The organism is Pseudomonadota bacterium, from assembly GCA_039815145.1.
In the GTDB taxonomy this organism is placed as follows: domain Bacteria; phylum Pseudomonadota; class Gammaproteobacteria; order Steroidobacterales; family JBCBZW01; genus JBCBZW01.
The window spans coordinates 15,023-32,594 of the sequence record JBCBZW010000033.1; the positions used below are offsets into that span (position 1 = coordinate 15,023).

General features: G+C 67.7%; 16 protein-coding genes. 9 read left to right on the top strand and 7 right to left on the bottom strand.

The annotated features are described in order from the left end of the window. Positions 1–21 precede the first annotated feature (21 nt). Genes AAF184_10755 through AAF184_10765 form a run of 3 tightly spaced genes read right to left on the bottom strand, consistent with a single transcriptional unit; the run spans position 22 to position 3,295 of the window. On the bottom strand, positions 22–1,386 hold the full coding sequence (locus AAF184_10755; GenBank protein ID MEO0422807.1) for a M24 family metallopeptidase: 1,365 nt from the start codon (positions 1,384–1,386) through the stop codon (positions 22–24). A 25-nt stretch (positions 1,387–1,411) separates the two neighbouring features. After that, positions 1,412–2,347: an EamA family transporter RarD gene (gene rarD / locus AAF184_10760; protein ID MEO0422808.1), complete on the bottom strand. Its 936-nt coding sequence runs from the start codon at positions 2,345–2,347 to the stop codon at positions 1,412–1,414. Positions 2,348–2,407: 60 nt separating this feature from the next. Continuing rightward, positions 2,408–3,295, bottom strand: coding sequence for an alpha/beta hydrolase (locus AAF184_10765; protein MEO0422809.1), 888 nt, complete (start codon positions 3,293–3,295; stop codon positions 2,408–2,410). An 88-nt stretch (positions 3,296–3,383) separates the two neighbouring features. On the opposite strand from AAF184_10765, the gene AAF184_10770 reads away from it, so the two are divergent. Then, complete coding sequence (locus tag AAF184_10770; protein ID MEO0422810.1) at positions 3,384–5,411, top strand: UvrD-helicase domain-containing protein; 2,028 nt, start codon at positions 3,384–3,386, stop codon at positions 5,409–5,411. A 1-nt stretch (position 5,412) separates the two neighbouring features. Here AAF184_10770 and AAF184_10775 read toward each other — a convergent pair whose 3' ends face one another. From AAF184_10775 to AAF184_10790, 4 genes are all read right to left on the bottom strand, one after another. Further along, positions 5,413–7,281: an AMP-binding protein gene (locus tag AAF184_10775; GenBank protein ID MEO0422811.1), complete on the bottom strand. Its 1,869-nt coding sequence runs from the start codon at positions 7,279–7,281 to the stop codon at positions 5,413–5,415. 34 nt (positions 7,282–7,315) lie between these two features. Then, positions 7,316–9,049, bottom strand: a complete 1,734-nt coding sequence (locus tag AAF184_10780; protein ID MEO0422812.1) for an alpha/beta fold hydrolase — start codon at positions 9,047–9,049, stop codon at positions 7,316–7,318. 157 nt (positions 9,050–9,206) lie between these two features. Next, the gene (locus tag AAF184_10785; protein ID MEO0422813.1) at positions 9,207–9,776 is read right to left on the bottom strand and encodes a hypothetical protein; all 570 of its coding nucleotides are present in this window, start codon (positions 9,774–9,776) and stop codon (positions 9,207–9,209) included. 90 nt (positions 9,777–9,866) lie between these two features. Then, positions 9,867–10,196, bottom strand: coding sequence for a DUF2834 domain-containing protein (locus AAF184_10790; protein MEO0422814.1), 330 nt, complete (start codon positions 10,194–10,196; stop codon positions 9,867–9,869). Between the two features lie 128 nt (positions 10,197–10,324). On the opposite strand from AAF184_10790, the gene AAF184_10795 reads away from it, so the two are divergent. The 8 genes from AAF184_10795 to AAF184_10830 all read left to right on the top strand — a co-directional run bounded on the left by AAF184_10795 (position 10,325) and on the right by AAF184_10830 (position 17,316). After that, a complete protein-coding gene (locus AAF184_10795; GenBank protein MEO0422815.1) occupies positions 10,325–11,158 on the top strand; it encodes a helix-turn-helix transcriptional regulator in 834 nt (277 codons plus the stop codon). A gap of 117 nt (positions 11,159–11,275) precedes the next feature. Next, the gene (locus AAF184_10800; protein ID MEO0422816.1) at positions 11,276–11,464 is read left to right on the top strand and encodes a hypothetical protein; all 189 of its coding nucleotides are present in this window, start codon (positions 11,276–11,278) and stop codon (positions 11,462–11,464) included. Position 11,465: 1 nt separating this feature from the next. Then, entirely contained in the window at positions 11,466–13,439 is a 1,974-nt protein-coding gene (locus AAF184_10805) for a thiamine pyrophosphate-binding protein (protein MEO0422817.1), read from the top strand. Between the two features lie 3 nt (positions 13,440–13,442). After that, complete coding sequence (locus AAF184_10810) at positions 13,443–13,682, top strand: hypothetical protein (GenBank protein MEO0422818.1); 240 nt, start codon at positions 13,443–13,445, stop codon at positions 13,680–13,682. Continuing rightward, the gene (locus AAF184_10815; GenBank protein MEO0422819.1) at positions 13,679–13,843 is read left to right on the top strand and encodes a hypothetical protein; all 165 of its coding nucleotides are present in this window, start codon (positions 13,679–13,681) and stop codon (positions 13,841–13,843) included. The genes AAF184_10810 and AAF184_10815 overlap by 4 nt, the downstream gene beginning before the upstream one ends. Continuing rightward, positions 13,836–14,912, top strand: a complete 1,077-nt coding sequence (locus tag AAF184_10820; protein MEO0422820.1) for a ferric reductase-like transmembrane domain-containing protein — start codon at positions 13,836–13,838, stop codon at positions 14,910–14,912. The genes AAF184_10815 and AAF184_10820 overlap by 8 nt, the downstream gene beginning before the upstream one ends. Further along, positions 14,909–15,667, top strand: coding sequence for a hypothetical protein (locus tag AAF184_10825; protein ID MEO0422821.1), 759 nt, complete (start codon positions 14,909–14,911; stop codon positions 15,665–15,667). The genes AAF184_10820 and AAF184_10825 overlap by 4 nt, the downstream gene beginning before the upstream one ends. Positions 15,668–15,699: 32 nt before the next feature. Then, positions 15,700–17,316 carry a glutamate synthase-related protein gene (locus AAF184_10830; protein MEO0422822.1) on the top strand — a complete coding sequence of 539 codons (1,617 nt, stop codon included), beginning with the start codon at positions 15,700–15,702 and terminating at the stop codon, positions 17,314–17,316. Positions 17,317–17,572 lie beyond the last annotated feature (256 nt).

Genomic DNA, 17,572 nt, shown 5'->3' on the forward strand with positions numbered 1-17,572 from the left:
TCGCGCCCCGGCGCCGCTCGCTCAGCGCACCACGTGCCATTGGGTCTGTCGACCCGCCAGGTAGATCACTCGCTCGCCGTCGAAGCACGCGTTCTGCTCCAACTTGATCTGCACGTACTGCTCGCCCCAGGCGCCCACCGGGCTCTTGATGTTGCCTTCGATCGCGTAGCAGGTGTTCTCGTGCAGGGGCCAATCACCGCGAATCGGGGTGCCGTCCTGGTCGTCCCACATGCCGATCGTCGGGCCCGGCGCATGGCCGAAGAAGCCGATCGGATGGGTGTAGGTGCTGCAGATCATGTCGGCCTGGGCGCAGGCGACGCGGGTCTGGGCCAGGATCTCGTTGCCCGTCCGCCCACTGACGAACGCATCCGTTAGCATGTCCTGCCAGCGGTTACCCGTGGCCAGGGCGCTGACGAGGGCCGGCGGCACGCCCTCCTCGCCCAGGCGCGGCACGTAGGCCATCTCCTGCGTGTCCGTGCATAGCTTCAGGTAGCACACGCCCACGTCCGTGTGCAGCACATCCCCCGCCTCGATCACACCGCCGCTGCCGCAGAAGGGCGAGTCGGCCTCGCAGGTCTGGCCGGCGCGCTGCAGGTTGACGTAGGGCATGAACCAGGGCGCGAGGTTGAGATCTTCGAAGCGCTGGCGGATGTACCACGCGACGTCGGCCGTGGTGGTCGCCCCCGGGGTGATCACCTGCGGCGAGAAGGCCTCGCCGATGACCATGCGGGCGAGGCTCACGATGTGGGCGTAGGTCTCCATCTCCGAGGCCGTGCGGGTCTCAGCCCAGCGCACCACGAGATCCTCGGCGGAGGTCAGCCGCGCCACGTACTCGGGCGGCAGCACCGCCACCAAACGCTCGTGCAAGGCGTGAGTCAGGCCGTCGGCGACGGGCCAATCGCGCGAGACGTCGATCCCGATCCGCGCCGGATCGCGCGCCACGATCAGGTCCCCCAGCGCTTGCCATTGATCATCGAGATCACCGCCCTCCCAGGCGGACTCGTAGGGGTCGCCCAAGGGATAGCGATTCACCGTGAGGCGCTCCACGCCTTCGTCCGTGCGATGGAACACGAGCATGGTGATGCGGCGGGCGGCGAAGGTGGGCTGGGGCACCAGCGAGAAGTAGATCGGATCCTCCGCATACTCCCGTGCGAGCACCAACCACATGTCGAGCTCGGTCTCCGCCATCAGCTGCGGCAACAGCGTGGTCAGACGCTCCGCCAGATGGCGGTTCTCGACCTCGGGCCGGGCGCGGTACGCGAGGACGTCGCGCGGCCCATTCACCACCCTACCCTGGGCGCCGTCGCCGGCCACGGCGACCGCACCCGTCAGTAGGAGTGCTGGCAGTAAGGCCCACTGCAGCAGGTGACGCATGGCATTGCTCATCTCCACTCCCTAGCTTGGATTTCGGTCAGGTCGGCGGCGTTTGCGGTCGGCGGCGCCACGCGTCGAAGGCGAACAGGCACACGGCGGACCAGATGCACGCGAAGCAGATCGCGAACGGTAGGGTCAAGGTCTCACCGAAGAGCAATCCCATCAGGAACTGCAGGGTGGGCGCCAGGAACTGCACGAAGCCTAGCGTGGCCAAGGGCAGGCGGCGCGCCGCCAGGGCGAACAGCAACAAGGGCAACACGGTGACAGGCCCCGCCAGCAACAGCAATACGGCCATTCCCGGTGCCTCAGGGCCGAACGTAGACGTGCCCGCGCCGATCAGGCTCGCTAGATAGAAGCCCGCGACGGGCAGCAGCACCAAGGTCTCGACGAACAACCCCGGCATCGCCCCCACCGGCACGGCCTTACGGATGACCCCGTAGACGGTGAACGAGAGCGCTAGGGTGATGGAAATGATGGGAAAGCCATGGCCGACCGTGGCGAGCACCATCACGCCGACGGCGGCGAGGCCGACGGAGATCAGCTGCGTGCGATTCAACCGCTCCCCGAACAACGCCACGCCCGCCACCACCGACACCAGCGGATTGATGTAGTAGCCGAGGCTGGCCTCGAAAATGTTGTCGCTCAGCACGGCGCGGATGTACACCAGCCAGTTGATCGCGATGAACGCCGCCGAGGTGGCCAGCAGGGCCAGGGTGCGCGGGTTGCGCACGGCATCCCACACATCTCGCCGTTGCCCCCGCAGAGCGATGATCAACACACCGAAGGGCACGGCCCAGACGATGCGATGGGCGAGGATCTCGAGCGCGTCGACCGACGCCACGAGCTTGAAATAGACCGGCAGCACGCCCCACAGGAGGTACGCCCCGAGGGCCGCGGCAAGCCCTTCGCGACCGGAGGCGGCTTGGGCAGCGGCATCGGCCGGCGCGGAGGTGGAGGGGTGGGCGGCGCTCATGACGCGGCATGGTACGCGCCCTGGAGCCCTTGTCGAGCCAGCAGTCCCCCGCTTCGCGACTCAGGCCACTCGCGTGCTGCGCAGATCGTTACCAACCGGCGCGGGGCCATCGAGGAATTCCGCCAGCACGCGGGCGTAGGCCTGGGTCTGTTCCACCTGCACGCTGTGTCCCGCGCCCTCGAACACGTGCAGCTGCGCGTGGGGCAGCTGCTCGGTGGTCTCGCGCACCAACGCCAGGGGCACCATCTCATCGAGGGCGCCCGCCATCACCAGCGTGGGGGTACGCACCGTGCGCAGTCGCTCCATCGCGTCGTAGCCGTCGATCGCTCGCAGGGATCGCGCGAGGTCCGCGCAGCGTCTATGCAGATGCACGCGAACGGCGGGCCAGGTGGTGAGGGCGAGACAATCGTTCAGCCAACGGGCGCGCTGAGGGTAGCTCTGATGGACCACGGCGCGAGCGAAGGCCAGGTACTCGCCGCGCTCCAGCTGGGCCGTCCACCCACGAGCCTCGTCCTGCTTGGCCGGATCCCCCCGCGCCGCGCACTGTTGCAACACCAGCCGGCGCAGCAACTGCGGGTGATCGAGAGCGAACTGCATGGCGAGGCAGCCACCGAAGGAAGCGCCTGCGATATCGATGCGTTCATCAACGATATGTTCCTGCTCGATGATCCAGCGCGCCGCGTCCGCGTAGTCGGCGGCCATCTGCACCATGCCCCAGCCCTCGGGAATCGGTCGCCGACGGCTGAGGATGTACACGGTGCGCAATGCCGCCCACGGACCGAACAGCTTTTGTCGTCGCTTGATCAACTCCTTGGGCGAGAAGGTGGCGTCGATCAATCCCGGAAAGTAGATCAGCGTTTTGGCCTCGTCTCCCTGCAGGCGCAGGAACTCCAGCCCCGACGGGGTCTGCCCAAGCGTACTCAGCGGCGCGAACTTCGCTCGATCCATGGCCGTTCTTTACTGCATCGTCCGCCCCGGCGCAAGGCGTCGGCGGCACCTCGAAACCCCCTCGAGCTGCTGTACAATCCCCGCCCCTATGGCTTCCCCCCTCTCCGACCTCAACCCGATCCAACAACGCGCCGTGCGCCACACGCAGGGGCCGTTGCTGGTGCTCGCCGGCGCCGGGTCGGGCAAAACCCGCGTCATCACGCGCAAGATCGCGTGGCTGATCCTGAACGACGGCCTCGCCCCCGAGCAGGTCACCGCCGTCACCTTTACCAATAAGGCGGCGCGCGAGATGCAGGCGCGCGCCGGGGCGCTGCTGGGCCCCAAGGTGGCGGGGGCGGTGCGGATCAGCACCTTCCACAAGCTGGGGCTCAACATCCTGCGCCGCGAATGCTCGCGCTTGGGTTACCGCTCAGGATTCAGCATCTTCGATGCGGAGGACGCGGCGACGGTGGTGCGCGAGCTCGTGCGCCGCGCCGGCGGTGACCCGAAGAAAAACGCCGTGCCGATGCAGTGGCGGATCTCGGCCTGGAAGAACGATCTGGTGAGCCCCGAGCAAGCACTCTCGAGCGCTGAGGAAGGGCTCGACGTGGCCGCCGCCAAGCTCTACGCCGACTACGAGCGCAGCCTCAAGGCCTACAACGCCTTCGACTTCGACGACCTGATCGGCCTGCCCGTGCGCCTGTTCGTGGAAGACGCCGGCGCCCTCGCCGCCTGGCGCGAACGCATCCGCTATCTCCTGGTGGACGAGTATCAGGACACCAACCTCGCCCAGTACCGGATGATGCAACTGCTGGTGGGCGACGCCGCCCGCTTCACGGTGGTGGGTGATGACGATCAGTCGATCTACGCCTGGCGCGGCGCGCGGCCGGAGAACCTGCAGCAGCTGGCGGAGGATTTCCCGAGCCTTGAGGTGGTGAAGCTCGAACAGAACTACCGCTCCTCCAGACGCATCCTCGGCGCCGCCAACCAGCTCATCGCCAACAACCCGCACCTGTTCGAGAAACGCCTGTGGAGCGACCACGGCCTCGGTGAGCGCATCCGCATCCTCGCCACCAACGACGGCGATGACGAAGCCCTGCGCGTGGTCGCCGAGCTCGTCACCCACCAGGTGAAGATGCGCTCGCGCTACGGCGATTACGCCATCCTCTACCGCTCCAACCACCAGGCGCGGGCCTTTGAAAAAGGCTTACGCCATCATCAGGTGCCCTACAAGGTGTCGGGCGGTACGTCCTTCTTCGAGCGCTCGGAAGTGCGCGATGTCGTCGCCTACCTGAAGCTGCTGGTGAACCCCGATGACGACGCCGCCTTCCTGCGCGTGGTCAACGTGCCCAGGCGCGAGATCGGCGCCACCACCATCGAGCAGCTCACGGAGCTGGCGACTGCCCAACGCGTGTCCCTGTTCAACGCGGCCGAGTTGCCGGACCTGGACGAGCGCCTGCGGCCGCGCCAGGCCGCCTCCCTGCGCGAGTTCGTCGCGCTCCTGCGCGAGAAGGCCCGCGTGGCCGATGCCGACCCCCTCCTCGCCGTGCGCGAGTTGGTGGACGAAGTGCGCTACGAGCACTGGCTGCGCGAGACCACCGACGACCCCGTGCGCGCGGGCCGACGCCTGGAGAACGTGGCCGAGCTGGTCGGCTCGATCGAGCGCATCGCCAACAAGCACATGGGTGAGGACGGCGAAGGGTGGAGCCTCGCGGAGATCCTGGCCCACATGAGCCTCCTCGACATGCTGGACAACCGCGACGAGGAAGACGGCAACCAGGTCACCCTGACCACCCTGCACGCGGCCAAGGGCCTCGAGTTTCCCTTCGTGTTTCTCGTGGGCATGGAGGAGGGCATCCTGCCCCACCAGAACTCCATCGATGGCGGCACCATCGAGGAGGAGCGACGGCTCGCCTACGTGGGCCTCACCCGCGCCCAGCGCGAGCTGATGATCAGCTACACGCGCGCCCGCCGACGCTTCGGCGAGACGGTGCTCACCGAGCCCAGCCGGTTCCTGGAAGAGCTGCCCATCGACGAACTCGAGTGGGAGGGGCGCACGGAGAAGCCGCCGGAAGAGGTGCGCCAGCAGCGCGGCGAGGATGCCCTGGCGGCCATCCGCGCCCTACTCAACCGCTGACCTAACTCAAGCGTTCGGCGATATCGTTGAGGATCTGCGGATCATCGATGGTCGCGGGCACCTCGTAGGGTTCGCCGTCGGCGATCCGGGCAAGGGTTCTGCGCAGGATCTTGCCGGAACGGGTCTTGGGCAGGCGGGCGACCACCACCGCCCGCTTGAACGCCGCCACGGCGCCCACCTGCGCACGCACCAGGGCGACGCACTCCTCCACGATCTCCCGCTCGGGCCGCTCGCATCCCGCCCGCACGCAGATGAAGCCGAACGGTAGCTGTCCCTTGACCGCATCGCGCACCCCGGTGACGGCGCACTCCACCACGTCCCCGTGCAGGGCGATCGCCTCCTCGAGGGCGCCCGTGGACAGGCGGTGGCCGGCCACGTTGATGATGTCGTCCGTGCGCGTCATGACGAAGAGGCAACCGTTCTCGTCGAGGTAGCCGGCGTCGCCTGTCTCGTAGCAGCCGGGATAGGTGCTGAGGTACGCCTCGACGAATCGATCCTCCGCCTGCCACAGGCCCGCGAGCGCCCCCGGTCCCAAGGGCAGTCGGCAGACGATAGCGCCGATCGTGCCAGGCGCTACTTGCTGGCCTGCCTCGTCCAGCACCTCGACCTCCCAGCCGGGCATGGGCTTGCCGGCGGAGCCCTCGGGCACCGGCTCTAAGCCGAAGCCCAGCGTGTTGCCCGCCACGGACCAGCCGGTTTCCGTCTGCCACCAGTGATCGATCACGGGCACGCCGAGTTGCTCAGCCGCCCAGCGTTGGGTAGGCGGATCGCACCGCTCACCTGCCAGAAACAGGGCGCGCAGCGAAGAGAGGTCATTGCCCCGCGCGTGAGTACCCTCGGGGTCCTCCCGGCGGATCGCTCGGATCGCCGTGGGCGCGGTGAACAGAGCCCTCACCCGGTGCTTGGCCACCAGGCGCCAGAAGGCGCCCGCGTCGGGCGTACCCACCGGCTTGCCCTCGTACATGAGCGTGGTGGCGCCGCGCAGGAGCGGTGCGTACACGATGTAGGAATGGCCCACCACCCAGCCGATGTCGGACGCGGCCCAGAACACATCGCCCGCGTCGATGTCGTAGACCGCCTTCATGGACCAGTGCAGGGCCACGGCGTGGCCCCCGTTGTCGCGCACGATGCCCTTGGGTTGCCCGGTGGTGCCGGAGGTGTAGAGCAGGTAGAGGGGCGCCTGCGCCGGCAGGCTCACGCAGGGCGCTGGCGGCGCACCCTGCACGAAGTCATGCCAATCGATATCGATAGGTGACTCCAGCGAGGCTGTGTAGGCATCGCGCTGTAGCACGACGTGCCGGCTCGGTGCGTGCTCACACAGGCGCAAGGCCTCGTCGAGGAGCGGCTTGTACTCGACCACGCGGTTCGGCTCGAGACCGCAGCTCGCACTCAGGATGAGGGTCGGTCGCGCGTGGTCGATGCGGGTAGCCACCTCGCGCGCGGCGAAGCCCCCGAACACGACCGAGTGCACGGCCCCCAGGCGCGCACAGGCGAGCATCGCGATCACCGCCTCGGGGATCATCGGCATGTAGATCAGGACACGGTCGCCCGTGCCCACCCCGCCGCGCGCCAAGGCCCCGGCCAGGTGGGCGACCCGATGTTGGAGGTCACGGTAGCTGAGCGTTTCCTGGCGCCCGGTCATGGCCGACTCGAAGATCAGGGCGGCCCGATCGCCGTGCGCTCCATCGGCGTGGCGATCCACGGCGTTGTAGCAGGTGTTGAGCTCGCCGCCGGGAAAGTACCGACCGGCGCCGTCATCCGCATCGAGCACCCGGTCCCAGCGCCGATCCCACACGAGCGACGCCGCGGCCGCGGCCCAAAAGCCGTCCCTGTCACCCTGCCAGTCGGCTCGGGCCTTCGTGTAGCTCACTTCAGCAACCAGTGCTGGTGAAGGAATCCCCTAGCTACCTGCAGGCCTCCGGCACGCCACCGGTCGCCCCGGGCACGGCGTAGCTCAGCACCTGTGAGCGCTCGAAGCGATCACCGCCCTGGGTGACACCCGTGATGGTCAGGGCCAGGTTGTAGACGCCCGGCTCCGCGAGGGGCACACGCAGGTCTTGCGCGTTGTCCGCGGAGAAGGCGCCGACGGCCACCGCCGGCCCCGCCGTCGAGATCCTACGCACCCGCGCTTGCGTGCGCAGAGTGCGCACGTCGCTTGCCACCGCCAGGTCGACGCCACCGGCCGCCGCTAGCGTGCGTGCAGCCGGCGAGACCACGGCCACGGACAGCGGACTCGTCACGTTCACCAGCACGGCGTAGGCGTCGTCCGCACTGGCCGTGAAGCGCAGCTGCCATTCCCCAGCGCTGCGACGCAGGGCACGACGCTCGACCCGGGCGCCGCTCACGTAGCTCCCCGCGAAGTACTCGCTCTTCGACGCCGCCGCAGCACTGAGCGTGTGGGTGCGACCGCTCGGCGACACCAACTCGATCCGCGTGTCCGCCCGCGCCGTGAGCACGCGAACATCCAAGCCCGTCACGCCCGCCTCCAAGGGGAAGCTCACGGTGCTGACGCCCGCACCGAGCGCACCGCCGCGCAAGATGTTGCCCGCGACGGCCGAACGCTGCCCCTGGCTCCGCGCCGGTGTGGCGGCGACCGGCGCCTGCGGCAGGTTGGCGTTGAACTGGCCCGCGTAGGGTTCGATGGAATCGAACACCGGCACGTAGCAGTCGTCCGGCTCCCAGAACCAGAAGAAGTCGAAGAAGCCGTTGCCCCGGCGGATCTTGTCGTGGTCCACCTCGAAGTCCGGGCTGCTCACGTCCCAGATCAGTCGATGGGTGCCGGTGACGTTGCCAGACGCGTCCCGCGATAGGGGATGACGCGCGTGCTCGAGGCAGACCACGCCGTCGTTCTCACCATCGGGGCACTGGGTGTAGAGGTAGAGTCCACCGAACTCCAGGGCGCTCAGGAACGGTCCCCAGCCCGTGCCGCCCGCCGTGTAGTAGTGCATGCGGTTGTTGACGGGATTGGCGTCGAGGAAGCCACGCACCAGATCCATGCACGCGGTTTGCATGAACTTCGTGCCCGCGTCGTTGAAACCGATCAGCTCCGCCAGCCATTCGAGCCAATCGGTCTGTGCGAGGTCGGCCAGGGGCGATCCGTAGTGGGCCCCGCCCAGGGTGACCACGCTATCGATGGGGGCGCCGAAGAGCGCAGCGAAGTTCGCATCGGGGCCGCCCTTGCTGTGGGCGACGATGTTCACCGCGTCCACGCCCCAGTAGCTACGAATCGCGTTGATCTGCTGGCGCAGCAACACGCCGTTGGTGATCGAGGACTCGGCCTCAGCGCCGACGTCGTAGAGATCGACGAAGAAGGTCTTGTAGCCGGCGGCGTAGGCCGTGTCGTACATGTCGTTACGACCGTAGTACATGGTCTCGCCGAACCAGCCTTCGCCGGTGCCGTTCAGGCCATGAACGAACACCAGCACGGGACGGTTCGGATCGAGATCCGCCGGCGTGGCACCCTCGTAGATCGCACGCGGTAGCCCCGTGGTGAGCGCCTGCGGCGCCGGTGCCACGGCGGGCGGCACGAAGTCGTCCTCATCGATGCAGACGATGGGATCGGTGGCGAAGGCGGCCTGGCTCAGGCTGAGCCAAGCGGCCAAGGCGATGAGCAACGGCGTGCGGCGCGGGTGCAGCATGGTGGAGATCCCTCCCTAGGGACGAGCCGACTCGCACAAAAGGCAGGCAAGCCCTCCGGCATGTCGACAATGAAGCGCGTAGCTGTAGCCTATAACGAATGGTCGGCGTGCGGGAGAGCCGAGCGTCAGTTGCTCATGCAACGCGCAGGGGACGCCGCTAGTAGGGTTGCACGTCGATCAGCGTGGTCCACGAGGGTGGCACCTCCGCCTCGATGAGCGGCGCGATGGCGCTGAGCGCAGCATCTTCCGCATATAAGGTATCGGCGAATGCGGCGCTCACGAGCGAATAGAACTCTCGCCCACCCACGGCCAACCCCACCTTGTAGCGATCGATGGTGTCGAGGACGGCCGCCACCTGCTCGTAGGCGTAGGCGATCGCCGCGGATTCCTCCGGATCGACACGCGCGAAGATGGCCGCGCTCAGGGCCGTCTCGTAAGCGGCACGGGTCACCGTTGGCGTGCCGAAGCCCCGATAGGCGGGCACCGAGCTCGGCACGTCGCCCGCCGCATCCTGCAGCGCCGCATCTCTCGCCGCCACGATCGCGGGCAACAGCGAGAGATGGTAGGCGCGGCTCTGTTCGATGCGTGAGAAGTTCTCGCGCAGCTCGGCCAGCATCACCTCCTGGCTGCGGGTGACGAACTCGGCGAGCTCGCGATCCTCGCGGCGCTCGTCGAGCCACAACCCGAGCAGGACGCCAAGCACGATGAGCGCGACCTCGGCGATCAATACCGGTAGCCGGCGTGTCCACGATGTGTTCGGCGACGTTTCGCTAGCGCGCATATGCGTGTGTTGGATCTCCCAAGGACGGGGGCAGACTCACACGGCGGGGGCCGCCTTGTCGAGGGCGGCTGCGTCATCGCGGGCGGCACAGAAGTACAGGTAGGCCGGCAGCGCGCAGGACAGGCCGATGGCCAGGTTGATCGCCACGAACGGCAGCGGGTTGGGGCCGCGGCGGGAGAGCATGAAGACGAGGAAGGTGATCGAACTCAGGATGAGATCGGCGGAGAGCCCGCTCACGGCGCCGTTGGCGAACCACGCGTCGACGAAACCGCCGAGGGCCACGCCATCGCTCCTCATGAAGTCGATAAACCCGAGGTAGGGTACGATCGCCCCGACCACCGCAAGCAGCAGATACACTCGTTTCATGGCGCACTCCTCGTCGCGTTCTTCGATGGCACCACACGCTACCGGGTGCGTCGAAGGAGGCCAATGACCTATGAGGTAATGGCGACGCCCACACGCGCGCCGCGACGACCGATGCTGAGGACACACTGATGGCCGCTCCCCGCGCACGCTCAGAACCGACCGTCGATTTCGGCGCACTCCTGCGCGACTGGCGCCGGCACCGCCAGATCAGCCAGCTCGCTCTGTCGGCGGCCTCCGGCATCTCCCAGCGCCACATCAGCTTCCTCGAGAACGGCCGCGCTCGCCCGAGCCAGGGCATGGTGGTGGCCCTGGCCGACGCCCTCGACGTGCCCCTGCGCGAGCGCAACACGCTCCTGATCAGCGCGGGCTACTCGGCCAACTACGCGACACAGGCCCTGCAGGGCGGCCAGCTCGCCGTGTTTCGCCAAGCCATCGATGCCCTGCTGGCGCAACAGGAGCCCTACCCCGCCATCGTCCTCGACGGTCGCTGGAACCTGGTGCAACTCAACGCGGGGGCCACCCGCTTCTTCGGCAACTTCATCGAGCTGCCGGCCCCCCAGTCCCCTGCCACCGGCGACTTTCAGCTGGTTCACCTGTGCCTGCAGGACGAGGGACTACGCCCGGCCCTGATTAACTGGGAAGAGGTGGTGCACGCGTTCTTGCAGCGCGCCCGACGCGCCCTGCTCGTGAACCCACGAGATCGCGCCTTGGGCGCACTGGTGGAGATGATCCTGCATCACCCGGATGCGCCCGAACGGTGGCACACCCCAGACTGGGACGGCGAGCCTGCGCCGGCGATCACCCTACGCCTCGAAGACGGGGGCGAGCGCTTCGAACTGCTCACCATGCATGCCCACTTCGCCGGCTCGCAACAGGTGTCCCTCGAAGAGCTCACGGTGGAATTGTTCTTCCCGGCGAACGCCCACACGGCCGCCTGGTTCGCCGCACCGCCGACCGACTGACCTCACCTACGCATAGCATTAGCTCGAGCACTCAAGCCCTTCAGGAGGACGTTTCAGGGGCCATCGAATCGCCTACCCGGCGGCGAGTTGTAACCGTCAAGCCCCACTGGAATACTGATGCTACGTGACCCAAAGGGGGGATGGGGAGCGATGATCGAGTGGTTCGAGCTCGCCGCGGTGGCTGTGGCGCTGGCCGCCGTTACCGTGCTGATCCGCACCTTCCTGAGCGTCTCCCTATCCGTGCAGCTGCACGGCCCTTGGTCGAGGCAAGCGCCGACACCTTCCACGACCACCGCAGGAGACTAGCGTGGCCCTTTCCTGGACTCGCGTTGCTGACCTGGACGAGCTGCCCAACGGTCGCGTCAAGACCGTCACCGTCGGCACCCGCTCGATGGCCCTGGTGCACTTCGACAACCAATACGCCGCCATGGACAACCGCTGCCCCCACCAGGGAGGTCCCCTCGGCGAAGGCTCCATCGAGCGCGGCGTCGGTGGTGAATGCTGGCTGCGCTGCCCCTGGCACGGGTGGGACTTCCACCCGCTCACGGGACAACCGCCCGGTGGCCACGAGGACAGCGGCCAGGAGATGTTCCCCGTCGAGGTTCGCGACGACGGCATCTACGTCGGCGTGGAGGTCGAGCCGCCGCACACTCGCACGGTCACGGACGTGATGGCCGAGACGATGGTCAACTGGGGCGTGAAGCGCGTCTTCGGCATGGTGGGCCATTCCAACCTCGGCCTCTCCGACGCCCTGCGCCGGCGGGAGGTGGACGACGAGCTCAGCTACATCGGGATTCGCCACGAAGGGGCTGCCTCCTTCGCCTGCTCCGGCTACGCCAAGCTCTCCGGCAAGCCCGCCGCCTGCTTGACCATCGCCGGTCCGGGGGCCACCAACCTGATGACCGGCCTGTGGGATGCCAAGGTGGACCGGGCGCCGGTCCTGGCCCTCACCGGTCAGGTGCAGGTGCAGGTGTTCGGGCCCGGCGCCTTCCAGGAGATCGATCTCGCCACCGCCTTCGCACCCGTAGCGCGCTTCAGCCAGGCCGTGCTGCACAGCTCCAACCACGCGGAGCTCATGTCCCTCGCGTGTAAGAACGCCATCGTCGAGCGAGACGTGGCCCACCTGATCTTCCCGGACGACGTGCAAACCCGCCCCGCCGCGGAGGACGCCCCGGCCGGATCGCCTGCCGGACGGCTGGGGGATCACGCCATCGCGCCCGCGGCGGACGCCCTCGATCAGGCGGTGGAACTGATCCGCCGCGCCGAGCGACCGATGATCGTCGTCGGCTACGGCGCGCGCGATTGCATGGCGCCGATCGTGCGCCTCGCCGAGCGGCTGCAAGCGCCCGTGGTCACCACCTTCAAGGGCAAGGGGCAGATCCCCGATGCGCACCCGAACGCCGCGGGCGTGCTCGGGCGCTCGGGAACCCCCATCGCCAGCTGGTTCATGAACGAGTGCGACCTGATCATCGCCTTAGGCTCGTCCTTCTCCAACCACACGGGCATCGAAGCGAAGAAACCCATCATTCAGGTGGATTTCGAAGCGATGCAGCTCGGCAAGCTCCACCCGGTGGAGGTGCCGATCCTCGGCGAGATCGCCCGCACCACGGAGCTCATCCTGGAGGCGCTGCCGAGCGAACTTAGCGTGCAGGACCAGCGCCCGGAACTGGCCCAGCGCTGGGCGGCCTGGCGGGAGGAGAAGGAGGGGCGTGCCAAGGACGACAACCTCCACGGCGTGAACTCCGCGGCTATCTTCGCCGCCCTCACCCGCCTGGCGCCCGAGGATGCGGTGATCGCCGTCGACGTTGGCAACAACACCTACTCTTTCGGTCGCTACTTCGAGTGCGCCGGCCAGGCGGTGCTCATGTCCGGCTACCTAGGCTCGATCGGCTTCAGCCTGCCAGCGGCCATCGGCGCCTGGTGCGCCACCCAGGACTTCGATGAGCATCGCGGACGCAAGGTGATCTCCGTCTCCGGCGACGGTGGCTTCGGCCAGTACCTGGCCGAGTTCACCACGGCCGTGAAGTACGGCATGAACATCACCCACATCCTGCTCAACAACGGCGAACTCGGCAAGATCTCCAAGGAGCAACGCGCCGGGGAGTGGGAGGTGTGGCAAACGTCCCTGCACAATCCGAGCTTCGCGGCTTACGCCGAGCTATGCGGCGGGCTCGGCCTGGAGGTGCGCGCTCTCGACGATCTGGACGCGGCCATGCGCAAGGCCCTCGCCCACGACGGCCCCGCCCTGCTCGAAATCATGACCGATGCCGAGCTCGTGTAGGGGATGGAAGCGTTCGTCCGCGCAGCCCTGCTCGCCACCGCCGTCTACGCGCTCCTGGGGGCGCTGTTCGGCCTGTGGTTCGTCAGCGCTGGCCATCGGCGCCTGGACCAGGCGCCGATGAGCGTGTGGGGGCGCATCATGATCTTCCCCGCCAGCGCCGCCCTGTGGCCACTTCTGCTCGTCCGTGTGCTCACCGTGCGCGTACCCTTGAACGCCGTCGACGGAGGCGACATCGCCCCATGATGCAAGCTCACCGCCACTGGCATCTGGCGCTCTGGTTGCTCCTCGGACCCACCATGCTGCTCGTCATCTGGTTCGCCCTGGCGCTGCGTCCGCCCGCCGCGGTCAACGACTCGCTGCCCCCCAGCCTCACCACCGCACTCGACGAGGCGACTGATGAGTGAGGGCTACGGCGCCGTCGGCTGGAACGGTTTCAAGCGACGCTACGACCTGTCGATCGCTGGCGGCGCGATCACCTATCTGGTCGTCTTTGTTGCGGTCACACTCCTGACCCGGCCCGCCGATCAACCGATGGCGGAGCTGCAGCTGCTGATCCGCGCCTTCGGCAGCCTGTCCTTTTTGATGCTGACGCTGATTCTGTGCATCGGCCCCTTGGCACGCTTCAGCCCCCGCTTCAAACCCATGCTGTACAACCGTCGTCATCTCGGCGTCACGACGTTCTTCATCGCCCTGGTGCACGCCATCGCGGTGTTGATTTGGTACCACGGCTTCGGCGTGATCGACCCGATCACGTCGCTCTTCGTCTCCAATCCACGCTACGACTCGATCGCGGGCTTCCCCTTCGAGAGCCTCGGCGCCCTGGCGCTCGCCATCCTCTTCCTGATGGCGGCGACCAGCCACGACTTCTGGAATGCCAACCTCGGCCCGGCCCTGTGGAAGGCCTTGCATATGGGCGTGTACCTGGCCTACGCCGCACTGGTCGGCCACGTAGCCCTGGGGGTGATCCAGTTCGAGAAGGACCCGCTCTACGTGACCGCTCTCGGGGCCTCGGTGGTCACCGTCACGGCCCTGCACCTGGCGGGTGCGTTTGCCAGCGCGCAGGGCAAACGCTCGCCGGCCGCCGACGGGTGGCTGGACGCCGGGCCCGCGCTCGAGATCCCCGACACACGCGCCGTGATCCTGACACCGCCCGAGGGCGAGCGCATCGCCGTGTTCCGCGACGGCCTGCAGGTGATGGCCGTCTCCAACGTGTGCCGCCACCAAGGGGGCCCCCTGGGCGAGGGGCGCATCCTGGACGGTTGCGTCACCTGCCCCTGGCACGGCTTTCAATACGATCCCGCGAACGGGCGCTCCCCGCCACCCTTCAACGAACGTATCGCCACCTACCAGACGCGCTCGGCGGATGGACGCATCTGGGTGAACCCACAGGGTAATCCTCCCGGCACACCGGTCGCCCCAACCCTTCTGCCGGCAGCAAAGGCAGACCAACAGCCCCCGGAGCGCCAGCCGTGAGCGACGACAACGACTACTTCATCGGCTACGCCGCCGAAACACCCGCGCGCGACCGACGCTTCATGCTCCGGCTCGGTCTCAGCCTGACCTTGGGCTGCGGCGCGCTTGGCGCCGGCCTGGCCGCCTTCCAACGCCAGCCAGGCAACGGCACCTGGGACGTCGAAGATCGGCAATGGCAGGGCGTCGTCCACGCGGATCCCTTCCCTATGCTGCGCACGCGAGACGTGGACGGCACCGTGCGCAGCCTCTGGTTGGTATGCCCCTTCAAATGCGGCGTGCGCACGATCGTGAGCGCCTACGACGGCCAGGCGGTGACCCTGCGCGGTAGCCTCATCGCGCGCGATGGCTTCTACATGCTGGCCGCCGCCGAGGGCTCGGATTGGATCGCGCCGGCATCGTCGACCGCGGAGCCCGCATTAGGGTTACCGGCAGCGGAGTCGCTCGAACGCGTGACGCTGGTTGGCGAGATCCTCGACATGAAGTGCTTCGCGGGCGCCATGCGTCCGTCCACGGGCAAGCCGCACAAGGCCTGCGCCTCCCTGTGCATTCGCGGCGGCGTTCCGCCGGCGTTGTTCGCCCGTGATCGCCGCGGTGCCTATCGGCCTCTGCTGCTGGTGGACGAAAACGGCGAGGCGCACAGTCCCGAGCCCCTGCTCCCCCTGGTCGCCGATCCGGTGCGTATCGAGGGCCAGCTCCTGCGCCGTAAGGACACCCTGTTCCTCAGCTCACCTATCGCTGACATTCGTCGAACCTAAGCCACCTACACGCGCCTGACCGAGAACACGCCATGAAGAAGACAGCCATCCTCGACTGGTCCTCCCTTGCCGACCGCGACCCCACCTACGCCCTGGTCGCCAACGTCGACCTCGTCGTGGTGCGCTTCGACGAGCGCGTCTCCGTGCTCTACGGCCGCTGCGCTCACCGCGGCGCGCTGATGTCGGACGGTCATATCGACGGCGACAATCTGATCTGCGGCGTGCACAACTGGGACTATCGCTACGACACAGGGGTGAGCGAGTACAACAACGCGGAGACCCTGCCCAAGTTCTCCGCGTGGGTAGACGAGGGCAAGGTCTGGGTGGACGAGGATGAGATCGCCGCCTGGCACGACGCCAACCCGCAACCCTATCGGCGCGATGAGTACCTCGGCCTCTACGCTGACCCCGTCGGCGCGGAGGAGGAGCCGCACGTCAAGCTGATCCAGCACTACGCCGAACACGGCCTGTCGCAAACCGGCCACCACGGGATGACCGCCGCCATGGGCGTCCCACGCCAGGAACTGCCCAGTTGGGACGACCTGCAGTTCATCACGGCGCAACTCCATCGCCTGCCCCTCCTGGACGATGAGGCCGTCGCCACGGAGACGGTCATCGGCCCCGAGGCAGCCAAGCCCCTGCGCCTGGAGATTCCGCTCTTCGTGTCGGACATGAGCTTCGGCGCCCTGTCGGAAGCGGCCAAGGTCTCGCTGGCCCGCGGCGCGGAGCTGGCGGGTACGGGCATCTGCTCCGGCGAGGGCGGCATGCTGCCGGAGGAGCAGGCCGAGAACTCACGCTATTTCTACGAGCTCGCGTCGGGCCGCTTCGGCTGGCACATGGACAAGGCGCGCCAGGTGCAGGCCTTCCACTTCAAGGGGGGCCAGGGCGCCAAAACCGGCACCGGCGGCCACCTGCCCGGGGCCAAGGTGCAGGGCAAGATCGCCGAGGTGCGCGGGCTTACGCCCGGCACCGCCGCCATCTCACCGCCTCGCTTCCCCGATTGGACGGAGCTGAGCCAAATCCGTGACTTCGCGAACGAGGTGCGCGAGGCGAGCGGTGGTATTCCGATCGGCTACAAGCTCTCCGCCCAACACATCGAAAAGGACATCGATGCGGCACTCGAGGTGGGCGTGGACTACATCATCCTCGACGGCCGCGGCGGTGGCACGGGCGCGGCGCCCCTGATCTTCCGCGACAACATCTCCGTGCCCACGATTCCAGCCCTGGCCCGTGCCCGCCGCCACCTCGATGGCCTCGGCCGCGACGACGTCACGCTGGTCATCACCGGCGGCTTACGCAAGCCTGCCGACTTCGCCAAAGCGCTGGCCCTCGGCGCCGATGCGATCGCCGTCTCCAACGCAGCCATTCAGGCCATCGGCTGCCTAGGCATGCGCGCCTGCCACACCAACAACTGCCCGGTCGGTATCGCCACCACTAACCCTGAGCTGACCGCCCGCCTGGAGATCGAGCGCTCGGCCGAACGCCTCGCGCGCTTCTTCAGCACCAGCGTGGACCTGATGAAAATCCTCGCCCGCGCCTGCGGCCACCGCTCGCTCGCCGAGTTCCGGCGTGACGACCTGGTGACCTGGAAGGAGTCGATGGCGCGCCTGGCTCACGTGAACTTCGGCGGCGACGCACCTTCCCCCTGAGCTGAGCCACCCTTTCTACCTCTCCTCGCCGGCGCGCATTGCCGGCGGGCTCGCTTGGCGCATCTGCCACTCGCGCCCTCTGTCGCCGTCTTAGCGTTGCACCTGGCTGCCCGCCGACCCCCGCGATTGCGCACATTCAAGCGGTGACATGGATTGCGCGCAACAGCGTCTCCGTTCATGCGCTTCGCAACATTTTAGTGTTTTCAGCAACATACCCTCTGACACGCTACAATTTAGCTACAAAAGCAACACTTTC